The sequence below is a fragment of the Photobacterium lucens genome, assembly GCF_009873615.1.
Taxonomy (GTDB): Bacteria; Pseudomonadota; Gammaproteobacteria; order Enterobacterales; family Vibrionaceae; genus Photobacterium; species Photobacterium lucens.
In genome coordinates, this window is record NZ_SSMG01000471.1 from 20,967 (window position 1) to 39,168 (window position 18,202).

An 18,202-nucleotide genomic window follows, 5' to 3' on the forward strand; every position below is an offset into this window, starting at 1 on the left:
CGATTTGGCAAGCGGCATGAAAGGTGCAGATTAGTTTTTATCTTGTTGTTCTAAGAAGTCTTTAAATTCAACTTCATACATTTTGAACAGAACCAATGTGACACCAAAAATAATAGGACCATAAATCATACCGATCAAACCAAACAGTTGGATACCACCAATGATGGAGAAGAAGATCAGTAAGGTGTTCATGCTTGAACTGCCTTGCATTAATAGTGGTCGCACAACGTTATCAATTGAGCCGACTACAATCACGCCCCAACCTGCAAGGAACAGTGCCCATTCCCATTGACCAACCAGTAGCAAGTATAAAGACGCAGGTAGCCAAATCAGTGCAGTACCCACTACCGGGATTAATGATGCAAAGGCCATCATCGAGCCCCAGAATAAGCCTGGAAAGCCACATAACCACATGGCGAAACCACCGGCAATACCTTGTGCAACAGCGGTTAAGAAGGAGCCAAGTACCGCAGATTTTGCCACTTGCTCGACTTCGTTCATGATTTCATCTTCTTGACTGCGAGACAGTGGGATCACGTGGCGAATAGCAGCGATCATTTTGTCGTTGTCACGTAGTAGGAAGAACAACACAAATAGCATCATCATAAAGTTAACTAAGATACTCGTCGCATCACTTAAGATATGGGCACTGATGTTTAATGCTTGTGAGCCTACTTGTGATGCCGTGGTGGCGATTTTTTGGATCACCACTTGTGGATCAAAGTTATGGAACGGTGAGTATTTATCGATAAACCCTAATGCTTTTTGGGCGTAAGGGTGAGCGAATAACTCTTTCGGGCCGCCTGATGTGATCCATTCATAGCTCTCTTTTGAGACAGTTGTTCCTTGGTGAACAATCGATGAGAACACGATAAGTAATGGGATCACGATGATCACGGTAAGAATAAAACACGATAACATTGCAGCGGTATTGGCACGGGTTGGCATTAACGCAAGTAGACGTTTATGCAGTGGCGCAAATAACAATGAAATAATAAACGCGAGAACAATCGGACCTAAGTAAGGTTCGATCAGTTTGTAGCTGGCAAACGCAGCGACAAATAAAGCAATAATAAGGAGCCAGTGGCGAGGCTCGATTTTAAATGGCTGTGACACGGTTTATATCCTTTTATAAATAAGCTTTCATCATTACCGCTGTTATTGATAAAGATTATCATTATAATCATCATACAAGAGTCAATGATTATACCTTTTATCGTGGAGATGGCTTATGGGATGTTGTAATTGTGGCTGTGATGACAAAAAAAAACGCAGACCACCTATTGCGCTAATTATTTTAGTCATCATGGCCTTACTTGCATTATATTTCTGGCAATAAGCAAGCCTAGTGTTATAGCGTTTAGTTAAGCTAATTTTTAGTCATTTAGATACTAAAAAATAGTCATAAAAAAAGGCCACCCTATGTGACCTTTTTTATTTTAATTTATTCAATCTTTTTGAAAAAATTCAGAAATTACTCAGCCGCTAATGTCGCGAATGCTTTATCTGCAGCATCAAGCGTTGCTTCAATTTCTGCATCACCGTGAGCAAGTGAAGTAAAGCATGCTTCGTATGCTGAAGGAGCTAGGTAAACACCTTGCTCAAGCATTAAGTTAAAGAAACGCTTGAAGCGTTCAATATCACACTTAGTCACATCTTCGTAGCAAGTTACGTTGGCTTGATCGGTAAAGAAGAAACCGAACATTGCACCTACTTGATTGACAGCTAATGGAATGCCGTGTTTGTCTGCCAATGCTTTAAAGCCTTCAGCTAAACGCTTTGTTGTTTCTGCTAAGCGAGCTTCATTACCTTCAGCTGTTAGCATTGTTAAACAAGCATGACCTGCTGCCATCGCAACTGGGTTACCAGATAGAGTACCTGCTTGGTAAACAGGGCCTGTTGGTGCAACATATTCCATTACTTCACGACGACCACCAAACGCACCGACAGGCATACCACCACCGATGATTTTACCTAGTGTTGTTAGGTCAGGTTTGATGTTGTAGTAACCTTGTGCGCCGCCTTCAGAAACACGGAAGCCAGTCATCACTTCATCAAGAATTAATAGGGCACCGAATTCATCACAGATCGCACGTAGACCTTCAAGGAAGCCTGGTACGGGTGGAATGCAGTTCATGTTGCCTGCAACAGGTTCAACGATGATACAAGCGATTTGATCTGGGTTTGCTTCAAATGCTTCACGTACAGAATCAAGGTTATTGTAGGTTGCTGTTAACGTGTGTTTAGCAAAATCTGCTGGTACACCAGGTGAACTTGGTTGGCCTAACGTTAATGCGCCAGAGCCTGCTTTTACTAATAGGCAGTCAGCGTGGCCGTGGTAACAACCTTCAAATTTTAAGATCTTGTCACGACCAGTGAAGCCACGAGCAAGACGAATCGCGCTCATGGTTGCTTCTGTACCTGAGCTCACCATACGTACCATTTCCATTGATGGTACTAGTTTCGATACAAGATCAGCCATGGTAATTTCCATCGCCGTTGGTGCACCAAAGCTTAAACCTTGTTGCGCAGCTTCAATTACTGCATCACGGATCACTGGGTGGTTGTGACCCAAAATCATTGGACCCCAAGAGCCAACGAAGTCGATGTATTTGTTACCATCAGCATCGAAAATGTATGCGCCGTCGGCACGTTCAATAAATAGTGGTGTACCACCGACACCAGCAAATGCACGTACTGGTGAGTTTACGCCACCAGGGATTTTCTGTTGTGCTTGGGCAAATAAATCAGCTGATTTGCTCGTTCTGCTCATTGTAAGATCCTATATAAAAAAGTCAGGCGTAGATCCAATCCACATAGTTTTCTGTCCTAGGGATTGTAGGCCAGAGAAGTGTGTAGATTGTAGATAGCCTATTGTACCTAAAAGGATCCGCTTTAGGGAGAGCGTTTTATGGGTGATATTTGCGCTAACTGAGCAATAAACTTCTGTTAATTTGTTATACAAGTCACAGCTGCAAAGCTATTTTTCAACATTAGCAGTATAATAAATGCACATCATGGATTACTCTTTTAGATCTAATAGTTTCATATTTATCCTCTCTGCATTCTACGTGCAATCTTTTAACAATACGGCCGAAAAATGACTGATAAAACGCATGGGATCCACATGCCTCCTCATCTTCAACCACGTGCATTGGTAAGGCAATTACTTACCCGAGACAAAACACCTGTCTCTGTTCTCTTTTTATCAGCATTGGTCGGTATCCTTGCTGGCTTTGTTGGCACCATGTTTGAAATTGGGGTTAATTGGGTCACAGAGCAACGTACGGAATGGCTACGCAATGAAATTACCAGCGTCTTACCGTTATGGTTGGCGGCCTTTATTGTCAGTGCGATACTCGCTTTTATTGGTTACTACTTAGTCAGTCGTTTTGCACCGGAAGCGGGCGGTTCAGGTATTCCTGAAATTGAGGGGGCAATGGAGGAAATGCGCCCGGTTCGCTGGTGGCGTGTGATCCCAGTGAAATTCTTCGGCGGTTTAGGTGCATTAGGCTCAGGTATGGTGTTGGGTCGCGAAGGTCCAACGGTACAAATGGGCGGTAATATCGGTCGTATGATCTCCGATATTTTTAGGCTTAAAGATAAAGAAGGTCGTCACTCGTTATTAGCGGCAGGTGCTGCTGGCGGTTTAGCGGCGGCTTTTAACGCACCAATGGCGGGCATTATGTTTGTGCTCGAAGAGATGCGTCCGCAATTTCGTTACAGCTTGATCTCGGTAAAATGTGTGATGATCTCAGCGGTAATGTCGAATATCGTGTTTCGTTTATTGCGTGGTCAAGAAGCGGTGATCTCCATGCCGCAGTATGATGCACCAGCCTTAAAATCCCTTTGGTTATTTTTAGTGTTAGGGATGTTGTTTGGTGGTTTTGGTGTGCTGTTTAACCGCTTAATTATTTTTGCATTAGATGGCTTTATTAAAATCCATCGTAATGAACATAAACGTTATTTAATTACAGGTACTTTGATTGGCGGCTGTTTTGGTTTGTTGCTACTTTACTTCCCTGAGTTAACTAGCGGCGGTATTTTCCTGATCCCACATGCGACGAATGGCGATTACGGCCTTGGCATGTTAATGCTGTTATTTTTTGCTCGTATTGCCACTACCTTATTATGTTTTGGCTCAGGTGCGCCTGGCGGTATTTTTGCGCCAATGCTTGCTCTTGGTACTTTATTCGGTACTTTCTACGGCATGGTGACGCAAGGTTTATACCCAGATTTGGGCATTGATCCTGGCTTGTTTGCGATTGCGGGCATGGGGGCATTGTTTGCAGCGACAGTACGTGCGCCGATTACAGGGATCTTGTTGGTTATTGAGATGACTAATAACTATCATCTGATTTTACCATTGATTATTACGACTCTCGGTGCGACTATGCTGGCTCAAATGTTAGGCGGCCAACCGATTTATTCGCAGTTGCTACACCGAACAATTAAAAAAGAACGTTTACGCCATGACTCTCCAACAAGTGAGGCTAATACTTGAACAACATAGTCAGGTATTAGATAATCAGCGTAATTAACAGAAGTGTGTGAGAGGTTTTGTAATGAGCGATGCGAATTTGCCGCTAACTTTTTCTGACGTTGCAGCGAATAAAGTAAAAACACTGATCGCTGAAGAAGAAAACCCGGATCTAAAACTACGTGTTTACATCACTGGTGGTGGCTGTAGTGGTTTCCAATATGGCTTTACTTTTGATGAAAAAGTAAACGATGGCGATATGACCATTGAAAACAGCGGTGTAACCCTTGTTGTTGACCCAATGAGCCTACAATACTTAATTGGTGGTACGGTTGATTACACAGAAGGTCTAGAAGGTTCGCGTTTCTTCGTTAATAACCCGAATGCAACAACAACATGTGGTTGTGGTGCATCATTCAGTGTGTAACGTTTTATCACGTTAGCAATGGATCAATAAAAAAGCCGACAGATTTTGTCGGCTTTTTTGTGTCTTTAATTTGAGGCTAGTTTAGCAAAATACTGTTATTGGCCACTAACTGACTCAACTGCTTGATATTTGCTAACTGTTGCTTTGCACGTTGTTTAAATGCAGTTTGCTCTTTACCTGATAGTGAATTGGCTTGTGGTAAATCCACTGTGCGAGGGTTTTTGTGCTCGCCATTGACTAAGAATTCATAGTGTAAGTGTGGGCCTGTTACACGACCTGTTCCGCCTAAGGTACCAATGGTATCGCCTTGTTTTACGCGTTGCCCAGTTTTGACCATACGCTTAGTTAAGTGCAGGTATTTCGTGACATATTTAGTACTGTGCTTGATAAAAACATAGTTACCATTGAACTTGTTATAGGCAGATTTTAATACCACGCCATCACCAGCCGCCCAAATAGGCGTACCAACAGGTGCGACATAATCAGTGCCACGGTGCGCTTTCACTTGCCCTGTGACGGGGTGTAGACGGCGAGGGTTAAAGTTAGAGCTAACATAACGGAAGTTGACAGGTGATCGTAAGAAGGCTTTACGCATTGCTTGACCATCTTTGTCGTAGTACTTTCCATCTTCATTACGAACCGCGGTAAAGGTTTGCCCCATGTTGGTAAAGGTAGCTGCTAAAATTGAACCGCGATCAACAGGATGTCCATCAAGGTAGTGTTGTTCAAACAGTACTTCAAATTTGTCGCCTTTACGTATATCGAGTGCAAAGTCGATATCCCAACCAAATAGTGCTGCAATTTCCATGATTTGATTGGCTGTTAAACCCGCTTTATCAGCGGCACTCCAGAAGCTAGTTTCAATGGTGGCATGGGCAAAATTGGTATGGGTTTCGATTTCTTTTTTATCGAGCTCACTGGTGAATGATTCACCGTTATGGCGAACGATAAGCGTTTCTAAATGATTACGAGGATGGCGAAGTTCCGTCAGTTGCCCTTCTTTATTAAATCCAAACTCAATGATATTACCTGGGCGAAGTCGCTCAAGGAGTTTGGTGTTCTCGTCAGTTTCTAGTAAGGCGTGTAAGGTTTTACCATCAAGGCCAATATTATTAAAAGCGATCGCTAAACTTTCACCGCTTTCAATAACATGTTTTTTCCATGTGAGCTTTTGGGTTTCTTCTGTATTGGAAAAGGCTGTTGTGGAGGCTGATGAGATCGAGACAGGATAAGCGACACCGATTTTAAATTTACGCTCTGTTTCGGGATCACTCTCTTGTTCTGGAGGAGGTAATGCAATGAGACCGAGAGTAGCGAAACTAATTAAAATGATAAAAAAGAGGTTCTTCCTTGGGAAGCGAGGCGATGAAGTTCCTTTCATACTGATTTTTTCACATATATTCCGAAAAAATAAACGACGTTCAGTCTAACTGGTTTCAAAAAAGCCTGCTATTCAAGTAAGATGGTCTACTGATTATTTTTGCCAATTTTGTGGGAGCGAACAAGAATGGCCAACATTGAACAAGCACTTGTTGAGATAAAGCGTGGGGTAGATGAGCTTATCCCTGAAGCTGAGCTGATTGAAAAGCTAAAAGAAAACCGTCCACTACGTATTAAATTGGGTGCCGATCCTACAGCCCCTGATATTCACCTTGGTCACACGGTTATTCTTAATAAGTTGCGTACTTTTCAGGAACTAGGCCATGAAGTCACTTTCCTAATTGGTGATTTTACAGGTATGGTTGGTGATCCAACTGGTAAGAACGTAACTCGTCCACCGTTAACTCGTGAAGATGTACTGCGTAACGCAGAAACATACAAAGAGCAGGTATTTAAGATCCTAGATCCTGCTAAAACGAAGATTGCGTTTAACTCTACATGGCTATCAGAGCTAGGTGCAGAAGGTATGATCCGTCTAGCATCTAACCAAACGGTTGCTCGTATGCTAGAGCGTGACGATTTCAAAAAGCGTTACACAGAAAACCGTCCAATTGCGATCCACGAGTTCATGTACCCATTACTACAAGGTTACGACTCAGTAGCAATGGAAACTGACGTAGAGCTAGGTGGTACGGATCAGAAGTTCAACCTACTAATGGGTCGTGAGCTACAAAAATCTCACGGTCAAAAACCTCAGGTTGTCCTAACGATGCCACTACTTGTTGGTTTAGACGGCGTTAAGAAGATGTCTAAGTCAGCAAATAACTACATTGGTATTGCTGATGCACCAAGCGAAATGTTTGGTAAGATCATGTCTATCTCTGACGATCTAATGTGGAGCTACTTCGAGTTGCTATCATTCCGCCCAATGAGCGAGATCGAGCAATTTAAAGCTGACGTTGCAGCAGGTAAGAACCCACGTGATGTGAAGTTCCTACTAGCGAAAGAAATCATTGCACGTTTCCACTCTGAAGAAGAAGCAGAAGCTGCACTTCAAGAGTTCATCAGTCGTTTCCAAAAAGGTAACCTACCTGATGAAATGCCTGAGTTTGAATTCGAAGCAGGTCTACCAATTGCTAACTTACTAAAAGAAGCGGCACTGGTTAACTCAACTTCTGATGCAATGCGTATGATCCGTCAAGGCGCTGTGAAGCAAGATGGTGAGAAAGTAGAAGATACTAAATTAGTACCTGCTGCTGGTAACTATGTATTCCAAGTAGGTAAGCGTAAGTTTGCTCGCGTGACGATTAAATAATCAATTTGATCTTATGTGATTGAGAATACAGAAAAGGACGCTTAGGCGTCCTTTTTTATTATCTGTAAAATAGTCTTTATAAATAATAGGTTGGCTTTAAATCTTAATGCATTGTGTTTTGTGAAAGCTTACTTTCTAGCTTTGATCGTTATGCCTTCTCCAATAGACAAGCTACTATCAAAAATCACCTTTCACTTTTATTACATAGACTGGCTATGGAATCGATTCAACATATTATTACCGAACTGACCCCGTTACTGCACGAGTATGGATACTATATTTTAGCTCTAGCCATTGCTGTTGAAGGTATGGGTATTCCTGCACCTGGTCAGTCATTATTGATTGTAGCTAGTTTACTTGCCTCTACCGGTAAAATGTCTCTGCCAATGGTGTTAACTGTGGCTTGGGCAAGTAGCTTTATTGGTAACAGTATTGGTTACTTTATTGGCCGTCAGTTTGGCCATGTCTTAACCAAAAAAGAATGGATTAAGCCTCGTACCTTAAGCAAACTTCACCAGTTTATTGATCGCTACGGCATGTTAGGGTTAGTGATCAGCCGTTTTGTTGAAGGTATTAAGCAATTTATGTGTATTGGCTGTGGTATTGCCCAGATGCCAGTTCAGCTTTTCCTACTCGGTAATTTCTTAGCTGTTACTGTATGGCTGCTTGTTTTCGGTGTTGCACCAGCTTATTTACATGATGAATTAGGTCCAATTTTAGCGTTTTATCATAAATATCAAATGCAATGCTGGGCTGTTGTTGTTGTACTGGTTTGTGCATTAGCGTGGTGGGTTATTCGTCACTTTAAACGTCGTCGTGCAACTTCTATCGAAGAATAAACAGTTGCTATTTGCTGTATTAATAAAATAGACGTTATAAAAAAACCGCCAAGATAGGCGGTTTTTTGTTAGCTGCGTAAGGCAAAGATAGGCAGGGATAAATTCCAGCGAATAGCGGCAAGCCTAATGGTGAGGGTAGTTATGATTCCCATCACAGCAGCAACAGAAGGTAATATCCCAAGCGATAAGCCTGCAGTGTGTACAATACCACCAATAATACAGGCAGTAGCATACACTTCCATACGCAACACCATTGGGATTTCTCGGCCTAATACATCACGGATAACGCCACCACCACAGCCTGTGATTACACCCATGATCACCGCAACCATTGGTGATGCACCATAGCGTAGGGCTTTTTCAACACCGATAGCAACAAACACGGCAAGCCCAATGGCATCAGCGACAGGTAAAAAATACCAAGGCATACGTTTAGGACGTTGGGTAGCAAGCATGGTGAAGATGCAGGTAATAAAGATCACCCAAAGATAATTAGTATCAGTGATCCAGAAAACAGGGGTTGCACCTAATGCCATATCACGAATGGTGCCACCACCAATGGCGGTTACGCTGGCTAATACAATGACGCCGAAAGGATCCATCCGTAATCTTCCAGCCATGAGTACTCCCGAAGCCGCAAAAATGGCGGTGCCGAACATATCGAGAATATAGATGAGCATGTTGATCCCTAATCAAGTTGAGAAGTGGGGAAGTTGGCAGGCGATTGTACTGACAAAAGTATTAGGTACAACAATAAAATCTATCTTTAGTGAAGCCTTTCACAGCAAAGATTACTGGTTTCTTGCTTTATCCAGAAGTTGACACACTTGTTTAATCGCATTGAGCGTGCGTAATGTTGGGCGGTTTAACCAATCACTATTAAGCTGGTAAAGGTGGTGGTTATCAACTGCTGGCAGTTCACCTTGCCAATTTAACCATGGGCTATTTTTTTGTGATGTTGCATGGCTTGAGCCAAAGATCACGTCAGGTTGACGTACAACAACTTGTTCTTGATTAACTTGCGGATAAGCAGCTGTGCTGTTGGCAAAAATATTCTCACCGCCACAAAAGCTAAAAACAGGGCTGGGCCAGTTACCGTCAGATAGTGTCAAAATAGGACTGTCACTTAATTGGTAAAAGTAACGAACCTTAGGTTTGTTTTTGTATTGCTCTTTTATGTTTGCCAATTGCAGCTTAAATTGTGTCGCAGCTGTTTTAGCTATGCTTGGATCATCTGAAAATTGACCTAGTTTGATAATCGTATCTGCAATATCTGTTAATTGAGTTGGATTTGAATAAAAAATCTTAATTCCTAGTTGTTGTAACCGCGCCATTTCTCGATTTGGGTTGCCGCCTTTCCACGCTAGTATCAGATCGGGCTTTAGTGCCAGAATACGCTCCATTTTAATCCCGCGATAGTTGGCGACACGCTCTAGCTTTTTTGCTTGTTCGGGGTAATCACTGTAATCGCTGGCAGCGATCAGTTTATCTCCCAATCCTGCACTATAAGCGAGTTCAGTCATGTGTGGCGATAAACTAATGATGCGTTGAACAGGTTGTGATTGTGCAGCAAAGGCAGAGGAAAATGGTGATAGAGCAATAACAATGAGAAGCAGGAAGCGCATTAAGCTAGTCCGTGAAAAAGAATGAGTAAGCCGCTTTCGATGATGATCCAACACCATAGTCGGCTGGTCATTAATTGCTGAATTTGAGCAAGATGAAGCGATGCTGGTGCTATTTTGCCGCCAATACGAGGTCGCTCCATTTTTATTTGGTTGTACATCGCAGGGCCACCCAGTGATAAAGACAGTTTGTGACCCGCTGCTACCAGTAACCAGCCAGGCCCAGGTAACTGCCAATTTTCACCTTGTTGCATTAGCCCTTTGAAAGCGAGCTTGGCATTTTGACCTAGGGTAATTAACAGCGCAAATAGGCGCAGCGGTACGATATCTAAAATAAGTGCAATACGGATCGCTGGTAGGCCAAAGAAACGGTATTGTTCACGGCTCGGTGACCATGTACGGGCAAGGCTAATGGCTAAGCGATACATAATCGCAGCAATGCCACCTCCAATGGCGTACCAGAATAATACTCCAATCACATTGCGCCCGTAGCCAAGTAATAGGGTTTCTGCTCCAGCTTTACCCAGCCCAAGTAGTGATAAATTTTCAGTATTACGATTGACGTGATCGGCGAGTAATTCTCGGCATCGCCCTTTGTGCTCAAGGTTATAGGCTTGATTAAACTGTTTGGCGAGTTTTGCTGAGGTTTGCCAATCAATTGCCATCCACAGCAAGGTCATTTGGAAAATCGTTTGATACCAAACTAGCTGGCTGAAAGCGAATAATAAAATCAGTACCGTGCCTGACATTAAAAACCAAGCTAATGAGCCTGCGAGAATACGTTGGGATGGATTTTCTTTGGGATGATTAACCCGTTCGGCAATGAGTAGCGCAAGGCGTTGCCAAATCACAATAGGGTGAAGTGGGTAGGGAATGGGTAAAACCCAGTGCAATAATAAAGCCCCCCACAAAGCGAGTAGGGAGCTATTGGTTGTGAGTAACGCAACAAGTGATTCCATCATCCGTGACAGCTGTTATCGTTAAAGTGGTTAACTTAAGTCAGATTACTTAAGTAGCTCAACCATTTTCTCTACCATGATTGATGAGCTTTTCGCTGCAAGTGGCAAGAACTCATCAAAGCTCATTGGTGATTCTTTATCAGCAACATCAGAAATTGCACGAACTACAACAAATGGTACTTTGAACTGGTGACATGCTTGTGCAATTGCTGCCGCTTCCATTTCAACCGCAACGACGGATGGGAAGTTAGTACGAATGAAGTTTTGCTTTTCAGCGCTACATACGAATGCATCGCCAGTACAGATCAGACCGCGAACAGCGTGAGGTTGTTCTGGAAGAGAGGCTAATGCTTGCTCTGCCACATTCATCAGCTTTTCGTCAGATAGGAAAGCTGCTGGCTGTTGTGCCATTTGACCGATTTCGTAACCAAATGCTGTTACGTCAGCATCGTGGTAGCGAACTTCTGTTGAGATCACAACATCACCAACGTTAAGGCTTGATTCAAAACCGCCAGCAGAGCCTGTGTTGATCACAACATCAGGTTGGAAGGTTTCAAGTAGTACTGCAGTACCTACTGCTGCGGCTACTTTACCAATGCCTGATTGTAACAAGACAACATCCGCACCATTTAGCGTACCGGTGTAAATAGTACAACCTGCTTTGTTGTGGGTTTCGCAGTTTTCTAGTTGTGCTTTTAGGATCGCAACTTCTTGCTCCATTGCGCCAATAATGCCGATTTTCATTGATTCGTTCTCTTGTTGTTCAAGCGACGCACCCAAGGTGCCATTAATGGGAATAAGTGTACCATGAGCGAGAGAATTTATACCAAAAGTAATCGTTACTCAGGAACGGCACGAATAAAAAAACGGAAGGTTTCCCCTCCGCTTTTTGATATGTTCTACGGGTTATACTTCAAGGTAATCCAAGATCCCTTCAGCCGCTTTTCGACCTTCATCAATGGCGGTGACCACCAAATCTGAGCCTCGCACCGCATCACCGCCCGCAAAGATTTTCGGGTTAGTTGTTTGATATGCAAAGTGCGCTTCATATGAGGTTTTAATACGTCCCCATTGATCGAGCTCTACATCAAATGGTGCAAGCCAAGGCATTGCATGAGGTTGGAAGCCAAAGGCCATGATCACGGCATCAGCCCCTAATACATGCTCACTACCATCAACAGGTTCAGGACGGCGACGACCAGCTTCATCTGGCTCACCTAGTGCAGTTTTCACGACTTTTACGCCTGTAACCTTGCCAGCGTCATCGACTTCAATGCCTAATGGCTGAAGGTTAAACATAAAGTTTACGCCTTCCTCGCGGGCATTTTTTACCTCACGTTTAGAGCCGGGCATATTGGCTTCGTCACGACGATAAGCACACACCACATCGTTAGCACCTTGGCGAATGGAAGTACGCACACAGTCCATCGCAGTATCACCACCGCCTAATACCACCACACGTTTACCTTTCATATCAAGGAAAGGTGCGCTGTTCTCTAACTCCATCACTTTGTAGGTATTAGAAATTAAAAATGGCAGCGCATCATAAACGCCGTTTGCATCTTCGTTCTCTAACCCAGCGCGCATGTTTTTGTAAGTACCTACCCCTAAGAAAACAGCATCGTATTCTGCCAGCAGGTATTCCATGGTGATGTCTTTACCAATTTCAGTATTGAGCTGAAACTCAACCCCCATTTCAGTAAAGATTTTACGACGGTTTACCATCACGTTTTTTTCAAGTTTGAATGACGGAATACCAAAGGTTAGCAAGCCACCAATTTCAGGGTAGCGATCAAAGACCACAGGTTTTACGCCATTACGAACAAGAATATCAGCACATGACAATCCGGCAGGACCTGCGCCGATGATGGCAACTTTTTTATCTGTCCATTCAACCCCTGACATGTCTGGTTTCCAGCCCATCTCGAAGGCTTTATCGGTAATGTACTTTTCGACATTACCGATAGTTACCGCACCAAAGTCTTCATTAAGGGTACAAGAGCCTTCACATAATCTGTCTTGTGGACAAACTCGACCACACACCTCAGGTAGTGTGTTGGTTTGGTGAGATAGCTCTACTGCTTCAATAATACGCCCCTCGTTAGCGAGTTTTAGCCATTGAGGAATGTAGTTATGAACAGGACACTTCCATTCACAATAAGGGTTACCACAATCTAAGCAACGATCCGCCTGTGCACCTGCTTGCTGCTCCGTAAAAGGTTCGTATATTTCAACGAACTCAATTTTACGAACATTTAGCGGCTTCTTTGGTGGGTCGATGCGCTCGACGTCAATAAATTGGTAAACATTCTGGCTCATTCGGTTTCCCTCCCTTATTGCGCCTGAAGACGTAGTTCAGAAGCTGAACGACTTTGGTGACCCAGCAGGGTATTGATATCTGCTGACTTCGGCTTCGCAAGATAGAATTTCGGGATCCATTGATCAAAGTTCGCCAAAATCTCTTGTGCTCGACATGATCCTGTTTCTTGTAGGTGACGGTCGATTAAACCACGTAGGTGTTCTTGGTGGATGTTTAGTTCATCTAACGGTAGTGCTTCGACAAGTTCTGGGTTAACACGTCCTGCGAAATCACCATCTTCATCAAGAATATAAGCAAAACCGCCTGTCATGCCTGCACCAAAGTTAACGCCCGTTTTACCTAAAATGGCAACAATACCACCGGTCATGTATTCACATGCGTTATCGCCAGCACCTTCAACTACCGCAATGGTGCCAGAGTTACGCACTGCGAAACGCTCACCTGCTTTACCTGCTGCAAATAACTTACCGCCGGTAGCACCGTATAAACAGGTGTTACCGATAATCGTGGCATCGCTGGATTTAAAGGCAGAGCCTTGCGGAGGACGGATAGAAATAATACCGCCCGTCATGCCTTTACCAACGTAGTCATTGGCATCGCCTGTTAATTTCAGGTTTAGACCACCTGCGTTCCATACCCCGAAAGACTGACCTGCAGTACCCGTAAGATGTAGCGTTACAGGATTTGCTGACATACCTTGGTTGCCATAACGCTGAGCAATTTCACCGGATAAACGAGCACCAATCGAACGGTTGGTATTACAAATATCGAAGTAGAAATCACCACCACTGCGACTTTCAATTGCAGGTAGGATTTGCTCTAGTAGGGCTTGGCTCAGCTCGGCATTATCAAATGGTGTATTAGCTTCGCTGCAGTACAGTGTTTTGCCTTCTTTTGGTGTTGGTGCTGCTAAAATAGGGCTCAGATCCAGTTTTGTCTGCTTAGCTGTAAAGCCTTCCAGAGTTTCAAGAAGATCGGTACGACCAATCAGGTCGGTAAGCTTTTCAACACCTAATTGGGCAAGAATTTCTCGTACTTCTTCACCGACACCGATGAAGTAATTCATCACTTGCTCAGGCAGGCCTTTGAAGAAGTCACGACGCAGTTTTTCATCCTGCGTTGCAACCCCAGTCGCACAGTTGTTTAGGTGACAAATACGTAAGTATTTACAACCAAGGGCTACCATTGGCGCAGTACCAAAACCGAAACTTTCAGCACCAAGAATAGCGGCTTTCACTACATCAAGACCGGTTTTCAAACCGCCGTCGACTTGCAAGCGGATCTTGTGGCGAAGCCCATTGGTAACCAGTGCTTGTTGGGTTTCAGCTAGACCAAGCTCCCATGGGCTACCTGCGTATTTCACCGACGTGAGTGGGCTTGCGCCTGTACCGCCGTCGTAACCTGAAATTGTGATTAAATCAGCGTACGCTTTAGCAACACCCGTTGCGATAGTGCCAACGCCAGGTTCAGATACCAGTTTGACTGATACTAAAGCGTTTGGATTGACTTGTTTTAAATCGAAGATCAGCTGAGCCAAATCTTCAATCGAATAAATATCATGGTGCGGTGGCGGTGAAATTAGGGTGACACCCGGTACCGCATAACGCAGCTTTGCGATCTCGGTGGTGACTTTATGACCCGGTAGCTGACCACCTTCACCTGGTTTTGCACCCTGTGCTACTTTGATCTGAATAACATCAGCATTGACAAGGTAGTGTGGCGTGACACCAAATCGACCTGACGCTACTTGCTTGATGCGTGAGTTACGCTCGTTACCAAAGCGGCGTGGATCTTCACCACCTTCACCTGAGTTAGAGCAACCTCCTAAGCGGTTCATCGCAATGGCGAGTGCTTCATGTGCCTCAGGGCTAAGTGCCCCGATAGACATGGCGGCTGAGTCAAAGCGTTTGTACAGTTCGGTGGCTGCTTCTACTTGCTCAAGAGGAATCGCGGTTGTGCCATCTTTTAACTTAAATAAGTCACGAATAGCTGCAACAGGGCGTTCATTGACTTCTTTAGCAAAGGCTAAGTAGTCTTGATAATCGCCCGATTTCACCGCTTTTTGTAGGGTACTGACGACATCTGGGTTGTAGGCGTGGAACTCACCACCGTGAACGTATTTCAGTAGTCCACCGTGTTCGATTGGTTTGCGCTTTAACCATGCTCTGCGAGATAGATTGACTAAATCTTGTTGGAAGTCGCTAAAGTCAGCCCCAGCAATTCGGCTAGAAACGCCTTTAAAACACAGCTCAACGATTTCATCACTTAAACCAATCGCTTCAAATAGCATTGAGCAGCGGTATGACGAAATGGTGGAAATTCCCATTTTCGACATGATCTTAAACAGACCTTTGTTGATGCCGCTTTGGAAGTTGGTCATCGCTTCACGGTAGGTTTTATTGATTGCACCGCTATCGATAAGCTGACCGAGTGATTCGTAAGCAAGGTATGGATAAACCGCTGTTGCGCCAAAGCCTAATAGCACAGCAAACTGGTGTGGATCGCGCGCTGTTGCTGTTTCCACTACGATGTTGGTGTCACAACGAAGGTTGTTATCAACAAGACGTTTTTGTACTGCACCCACCGCCATTGCCGCAGGAATTGGGAGTTTGTCTTTGTTGATACCTCGATCTGAAAGTACAACTAATACCGCGCCATCTTTTACGACGCGCTCAGCTTCATCACAAAGATCGATCAATGCTTGTTTTAGATCTTTCTCGGCAGGGTTGTAGTTAATATCAATAATGCTGTTAGCATAGTATTGATCATCGAGCTCAAGGAGCTGAACGAGATCGGAGTAGAGCAGTACTGGCGAGCCAAATGCGACACGTTGGGCATGGCTATCTGTTTCACAGAACACGTTAATTTCGCGACCAATGCAGGTTGCAAGTGACATCACGTGTTTTTCACGCAGCGGATCGATAGGTGGATTGGTTACCTGTGCAAACATTTGGCGGAAGTAATCGGTCACCGGTCGCTCTTTTGATGATAATACTGCCATTGGCGCATCATCACCCATTGAGCCTGTTGCTTCTTGACCATTTTCACCAATAACACGCAGGACTTGATCAAGCTCTTCTCGGTTCACACCAAATTGTTTGTGGTAAACCGCTAGCTCATCATCAGTTAAAGAGCGATCGCCCGCTTGTTCATCACCTAGCTGTTCAAATGGGGTTAAGCGTTTTACATGGCTGTCCATCCACTCTTTATATGGATGACGTCCCATGAGTTCGTTATCAATGTCTGATGAATGCCAGATCTTGCCAAATTTCGTATCAATAACCAGTAATTCACCCGGACCGACACGGCCTTTTTCCGATACTTCATCTGGGGTGTAATCCCAAATACCGACTTCAGAAGCGAGGGTGATCAACTTGTCTTTGGTGATCACATAACGTGCAGGGCGAAGACCATTACGGTCAAGGTTACAGGCAGCATAACGACCATCGGACATAACGATGCCAGCAGGACCATCCCATGGCTCCATATGCATGGAGTTAAAGTCATAGAATGCACGTAGCGCAGGATCCATATCAGGGTGGTTTTGCCATGCTGGTGGCACAAGCATGCGCATAGCACGAAACAGATCCATACCGCCTGATAAGAACAGCTCTAGCATGTTATCTAGGCTTGACGAATCCGAGCCTGTTTCGTTCACAAATGGCGCTGCTGTTTGTAAATCGGGTAACAGAGGTGAGCTAAATTTGTAACCACGGGCACGGGCCCATTGGCGGTTACCCATGATGGTATTGATCTCACCATTGTGCGCCAGATAGCGGAAAGGCTGAGCCAACGGCCAACGAGGCTGGGTATTGGTTGAAAAGCGCTGGTGGAATAAACAAATGGAAGACTCTAAACGAATATCACCTAAATCTAAGTAGAACTTAGGTAAATCTGCAGGCATGAATAGCCCTTTGTAGACAATCACTTGAGTGGAAAGGCTACAAATATAGAAATCACTATCTTCGGTAATACGTTTTTCAATGCGGCGACGAGCAATATAGAGGCGGCGATCAATATCGCGAGGCTTCCAACCTGCTGGGGCATTGATAAAAACTTGCTCAATATTAGGTAGGGATTCTTGAGCGATAGGGCCTAAAACGGCTGGATTAACAGGGACTTCACGCCAGCCCGTAACCGATAAGGTTTCGGTGGCTAGTTCTTCATTAATGATCGTTCGTGCTTGCTCTGCTAATACAGGATCTTGGCTTAAGAAGATCTGTCCAACGGCAAATTCTCGCGATAAATTCCAGCCTTTTTCTTCGGCTACAATACGATAAAAACTATCTGGTTTTTTAATTAATAGACCACAGCCATCACCTGTTTTTCCGTCAGCGGCGATACCACCACGGTGAGTCATGCGATCTAATGCGGATATAGCGGTACGAACAAGTTTGTGGCTGGTTTGCCCTTCAGTGTGAGCAATTAGACCAAAACCACAGTTATCTTTTTCCAGTGATGGGTCATACAGTGACATTGCAACTCTCCCTTGCACCTACTTGTCATAAGCAGGTTTACTGCATCAATCTGATAATCATCCTGATCATCAATTCAGCTTCCTGCGATTCATCAAAGTAACCATAATTTACAAAAAGGTCAAATAGACATAACAAATGGAGTGAAATATTATGAAGTTAAGATAAATAGCGATAACTTCTTTTACCATAAGAAAATATAGCAAGTTGTAAGCATTTATACTGAGCAATGTTTGATGCTGAGCGTCTTATTATTAGGAATAAAGTGCAGGTTTATTAAGGGATAATGAGAAAATATAGCGAAAAAAATAATATTGAGAGTCGTAACAATAAAAAAGCCAACTCCGAAGAGCTGGCTTTAACAAAGAAGCTTACTTTACAAAAA

The 18,202-nt window shown here is 43.9% G+C and carries 13 protein-coding genes; 4 read left to right on the forward strand and 9 right to left on the reverse strand.

Annotated features, from left to right (window positions below; genetic code table 11):
- Nucleotides 1–30 precede the first annotated feature (30 nt).
- Both E5A76_RS19285 and hemL read right to left on the reverse strand, forming a co-directional pair.
- Nucleotides 31–1,116 carry an AI-2E family transporter gene (locus tag E5A76_RS19285; RefSeq protein WP_053987962.1) on the reverse strand — a complete coding sequence of 362 codons (1,086 nt, stop codon included), beginning with the start codon at nucleotides 1,114–1,116 and terminating at the stop codon, nucleotides 31–33.
- Between the two features lie 358 nt (nucleotides 1,117–1,474).
- Nucleotides 1,475–2,773: a glutamate-1-semialdehyde 2,1-aminomutase gene (gene hemL / locus E5A76_RS19290; RefSeq protein WP_161119910.1), complete on the reverse strand. Its 1,299-nt coding sequence runs from the start codon at nucleotides 2,771–2,773 to the stop codon at nucleotides 1,475–1,477.
- 327 nt (nucleotides 2,774–3,100) lie between these two features.
- On the opposite strand from hemL, the gene clcA reads away from it, so the two are divergent.
- Nucleotides 3,101–4,504, forward strand: coding sequence for a H(+)/Cl(-) exchange transporter ClcA (gene clcA, locus E5A76_RS19295; RefSeq protein ID WP_053987960.1), 1,404 nt, complete (start codon nucleotides 3,101–3,103; stop codon nucleotides 4,502–4,504).
- 61 nt (nucleotides 4,505–4,565) lie between these two features.
- Nucleotides 4,566–4,907: an iron-sulfur cluster insertion protein ErpA gene (gene erpA / locus E5A76_RS19300; protein WP_008988486.1), complete on the forward strand. Its 342-nt coding sequence runs from the start codon at nucleotides 4,566–4,568 to the stop codon at nucleotides 4,905–4,907.
- A 76-nt stretch (nucleotides 4,908–4,983) separates the two neighbouring features.
- On the opposite strand, the gene E5A76_RS19305 is transcribed toward erpA, so the two are convergent.
- Nucleotides 4,984–6,288 (reverse strand): peptidoglycan DD-metalloendopeptidase family protein, encoded by a 1,305-nt coding sequence (locus E5A76_RS19305; RefSeq protein ID WP_161119911.1) that lies wholly within the window; start codon nucleotides 6,286–6,288, stop codon nucleotides 4,984–4,986.
- A gap of 126 nt (nucleotides 6,289–6,414) precedes the next feature.
- Here E5A76_RS19305 and tyrS point away from each other — a divergent pair, with 126 nt between their 5' ends.
- Nucleotides 6,415–7,602 (forward strand): tyrosine--tRNA ligase, encoded by a 1,188-nt coding sequence (gene tyrS, locus E5A76_RS19310; protein WP_008988484.1) that lies wholly within the window; start codon nucleotides 6,415–6,417, stop codon nucleotides 7,600–7,602.
- Nucleotides 7,603–7,817: 215 nt separating this feature from the next.
- Nucleotides 7,818–8,441 carry a DedA family protein gene (locus E5A76_RS19315; RefSeq protein ID WP_045065920.1) on the forward strand — a complete coding sequence of 208 codons (624 nt, stop codon included), beginning with the start codon at nucleotides 7,818–7,820 and terminating at the stop codon, nucleotides 8,439–8,441.
- 68 nt (nucleotides 8,442–8,509) lie between these two features.
- On the opposite strand, the gene E5A76_RS19320 is transcribed toward E5A76_RS19315, so the two are convergent.
- The 6 genes from E5A76_RS19320 to gltB all read right to left on the reverse strand — a co-directional run bounded on the left by E5A76_RS19320 (nucleotide 8,510) and on the right by gltB (nucleotide 17,819).
- A complete protein-coding gene (locus E5A76_RS19320; RefSeq protein ID WP_023931025.1) occupies nucleotides 8,510–9,121 on the reverse strand; it encodes a trimeric intracellular cation channel family protein in 612 nt (203 codons plus the stop codon).
- A 111-nt stretch (nucleotides 9,122–9,232) separates the two neighbouring features.
- Entirely contained in the window at nucleotides 9,233–10,066 is an 834-nt protein-coding gene (gene btuF / locus E5A76_RS19325) for a vitamin B12 ABC transporter substrate-binding protein BtuF (RefSeq protein ID WP_161119912.1), read from the reverse strand.
- Nucleotides 10,066–11,022 carry a cobalamin biosynthesis family protein gene (locus E5A76_RS19330; protein ID WP_161119925.1) on the reverse strand — a complete coding sequence of 319 codons (957 nt, stop codon included), beginning with the start codon at nucleotides 11,020–11,022 and terminating at the stop codon, nucleotides 10,066–10,068. Before E5A76_RS19330 ends, btuF begins: the two co-directional genes overlap by 1 nt.
- A gap of 45 nt (nucleotides 11,023–11,067) precedes the next feature.
- Nucleotides 11,068–11,766, reverse strand: coding sequence for a 5'-methylthioadenosine/S-adenosylhomocysteine nucleosidase (mtnN, locus tag E5A76_RS19335; RefSeq protein ID WP_161119913.1), 699 nt, complete (start codon nucleotides 11,764–11,766; stop codon nucleotides 11,068–11,070).
- Nucleotides 11,767–11,928: 162 nt separating this feature from the next.
- Nucleotides 11,929–13,341 carry an FAD-dependent oxidoreductase gene (locus tag E5A76_RS19340; protein ID WP_161119914.1) on the reverse strand — a complete coding sequence of 471 codons (1,413 nt, stop codon included), beginning with the start codon at nucleotides 13,339–13,341 and terminating at the stop codon, nucleotides 11,929–11,931.
- A gap of 14 nt (nucleotides 13,342–13,355) precedes the next feature.
- The gene (gltB, locus tag E5A76_RS19345) at nucleotides 13,356–17,819 is read right to left on the reverse strand and encodes a glutamate synthase large subunit (RefSeq protein WP_161119915.1); all 4,464 of its coding nucleotides are present in this window, start codon (nucleotides 17,817–17,819) and stop codon (nucleotides 13,356–13,358) included.
- Nucleotides 17,820–18,202 lie beyond the last annotated feature (383 nt).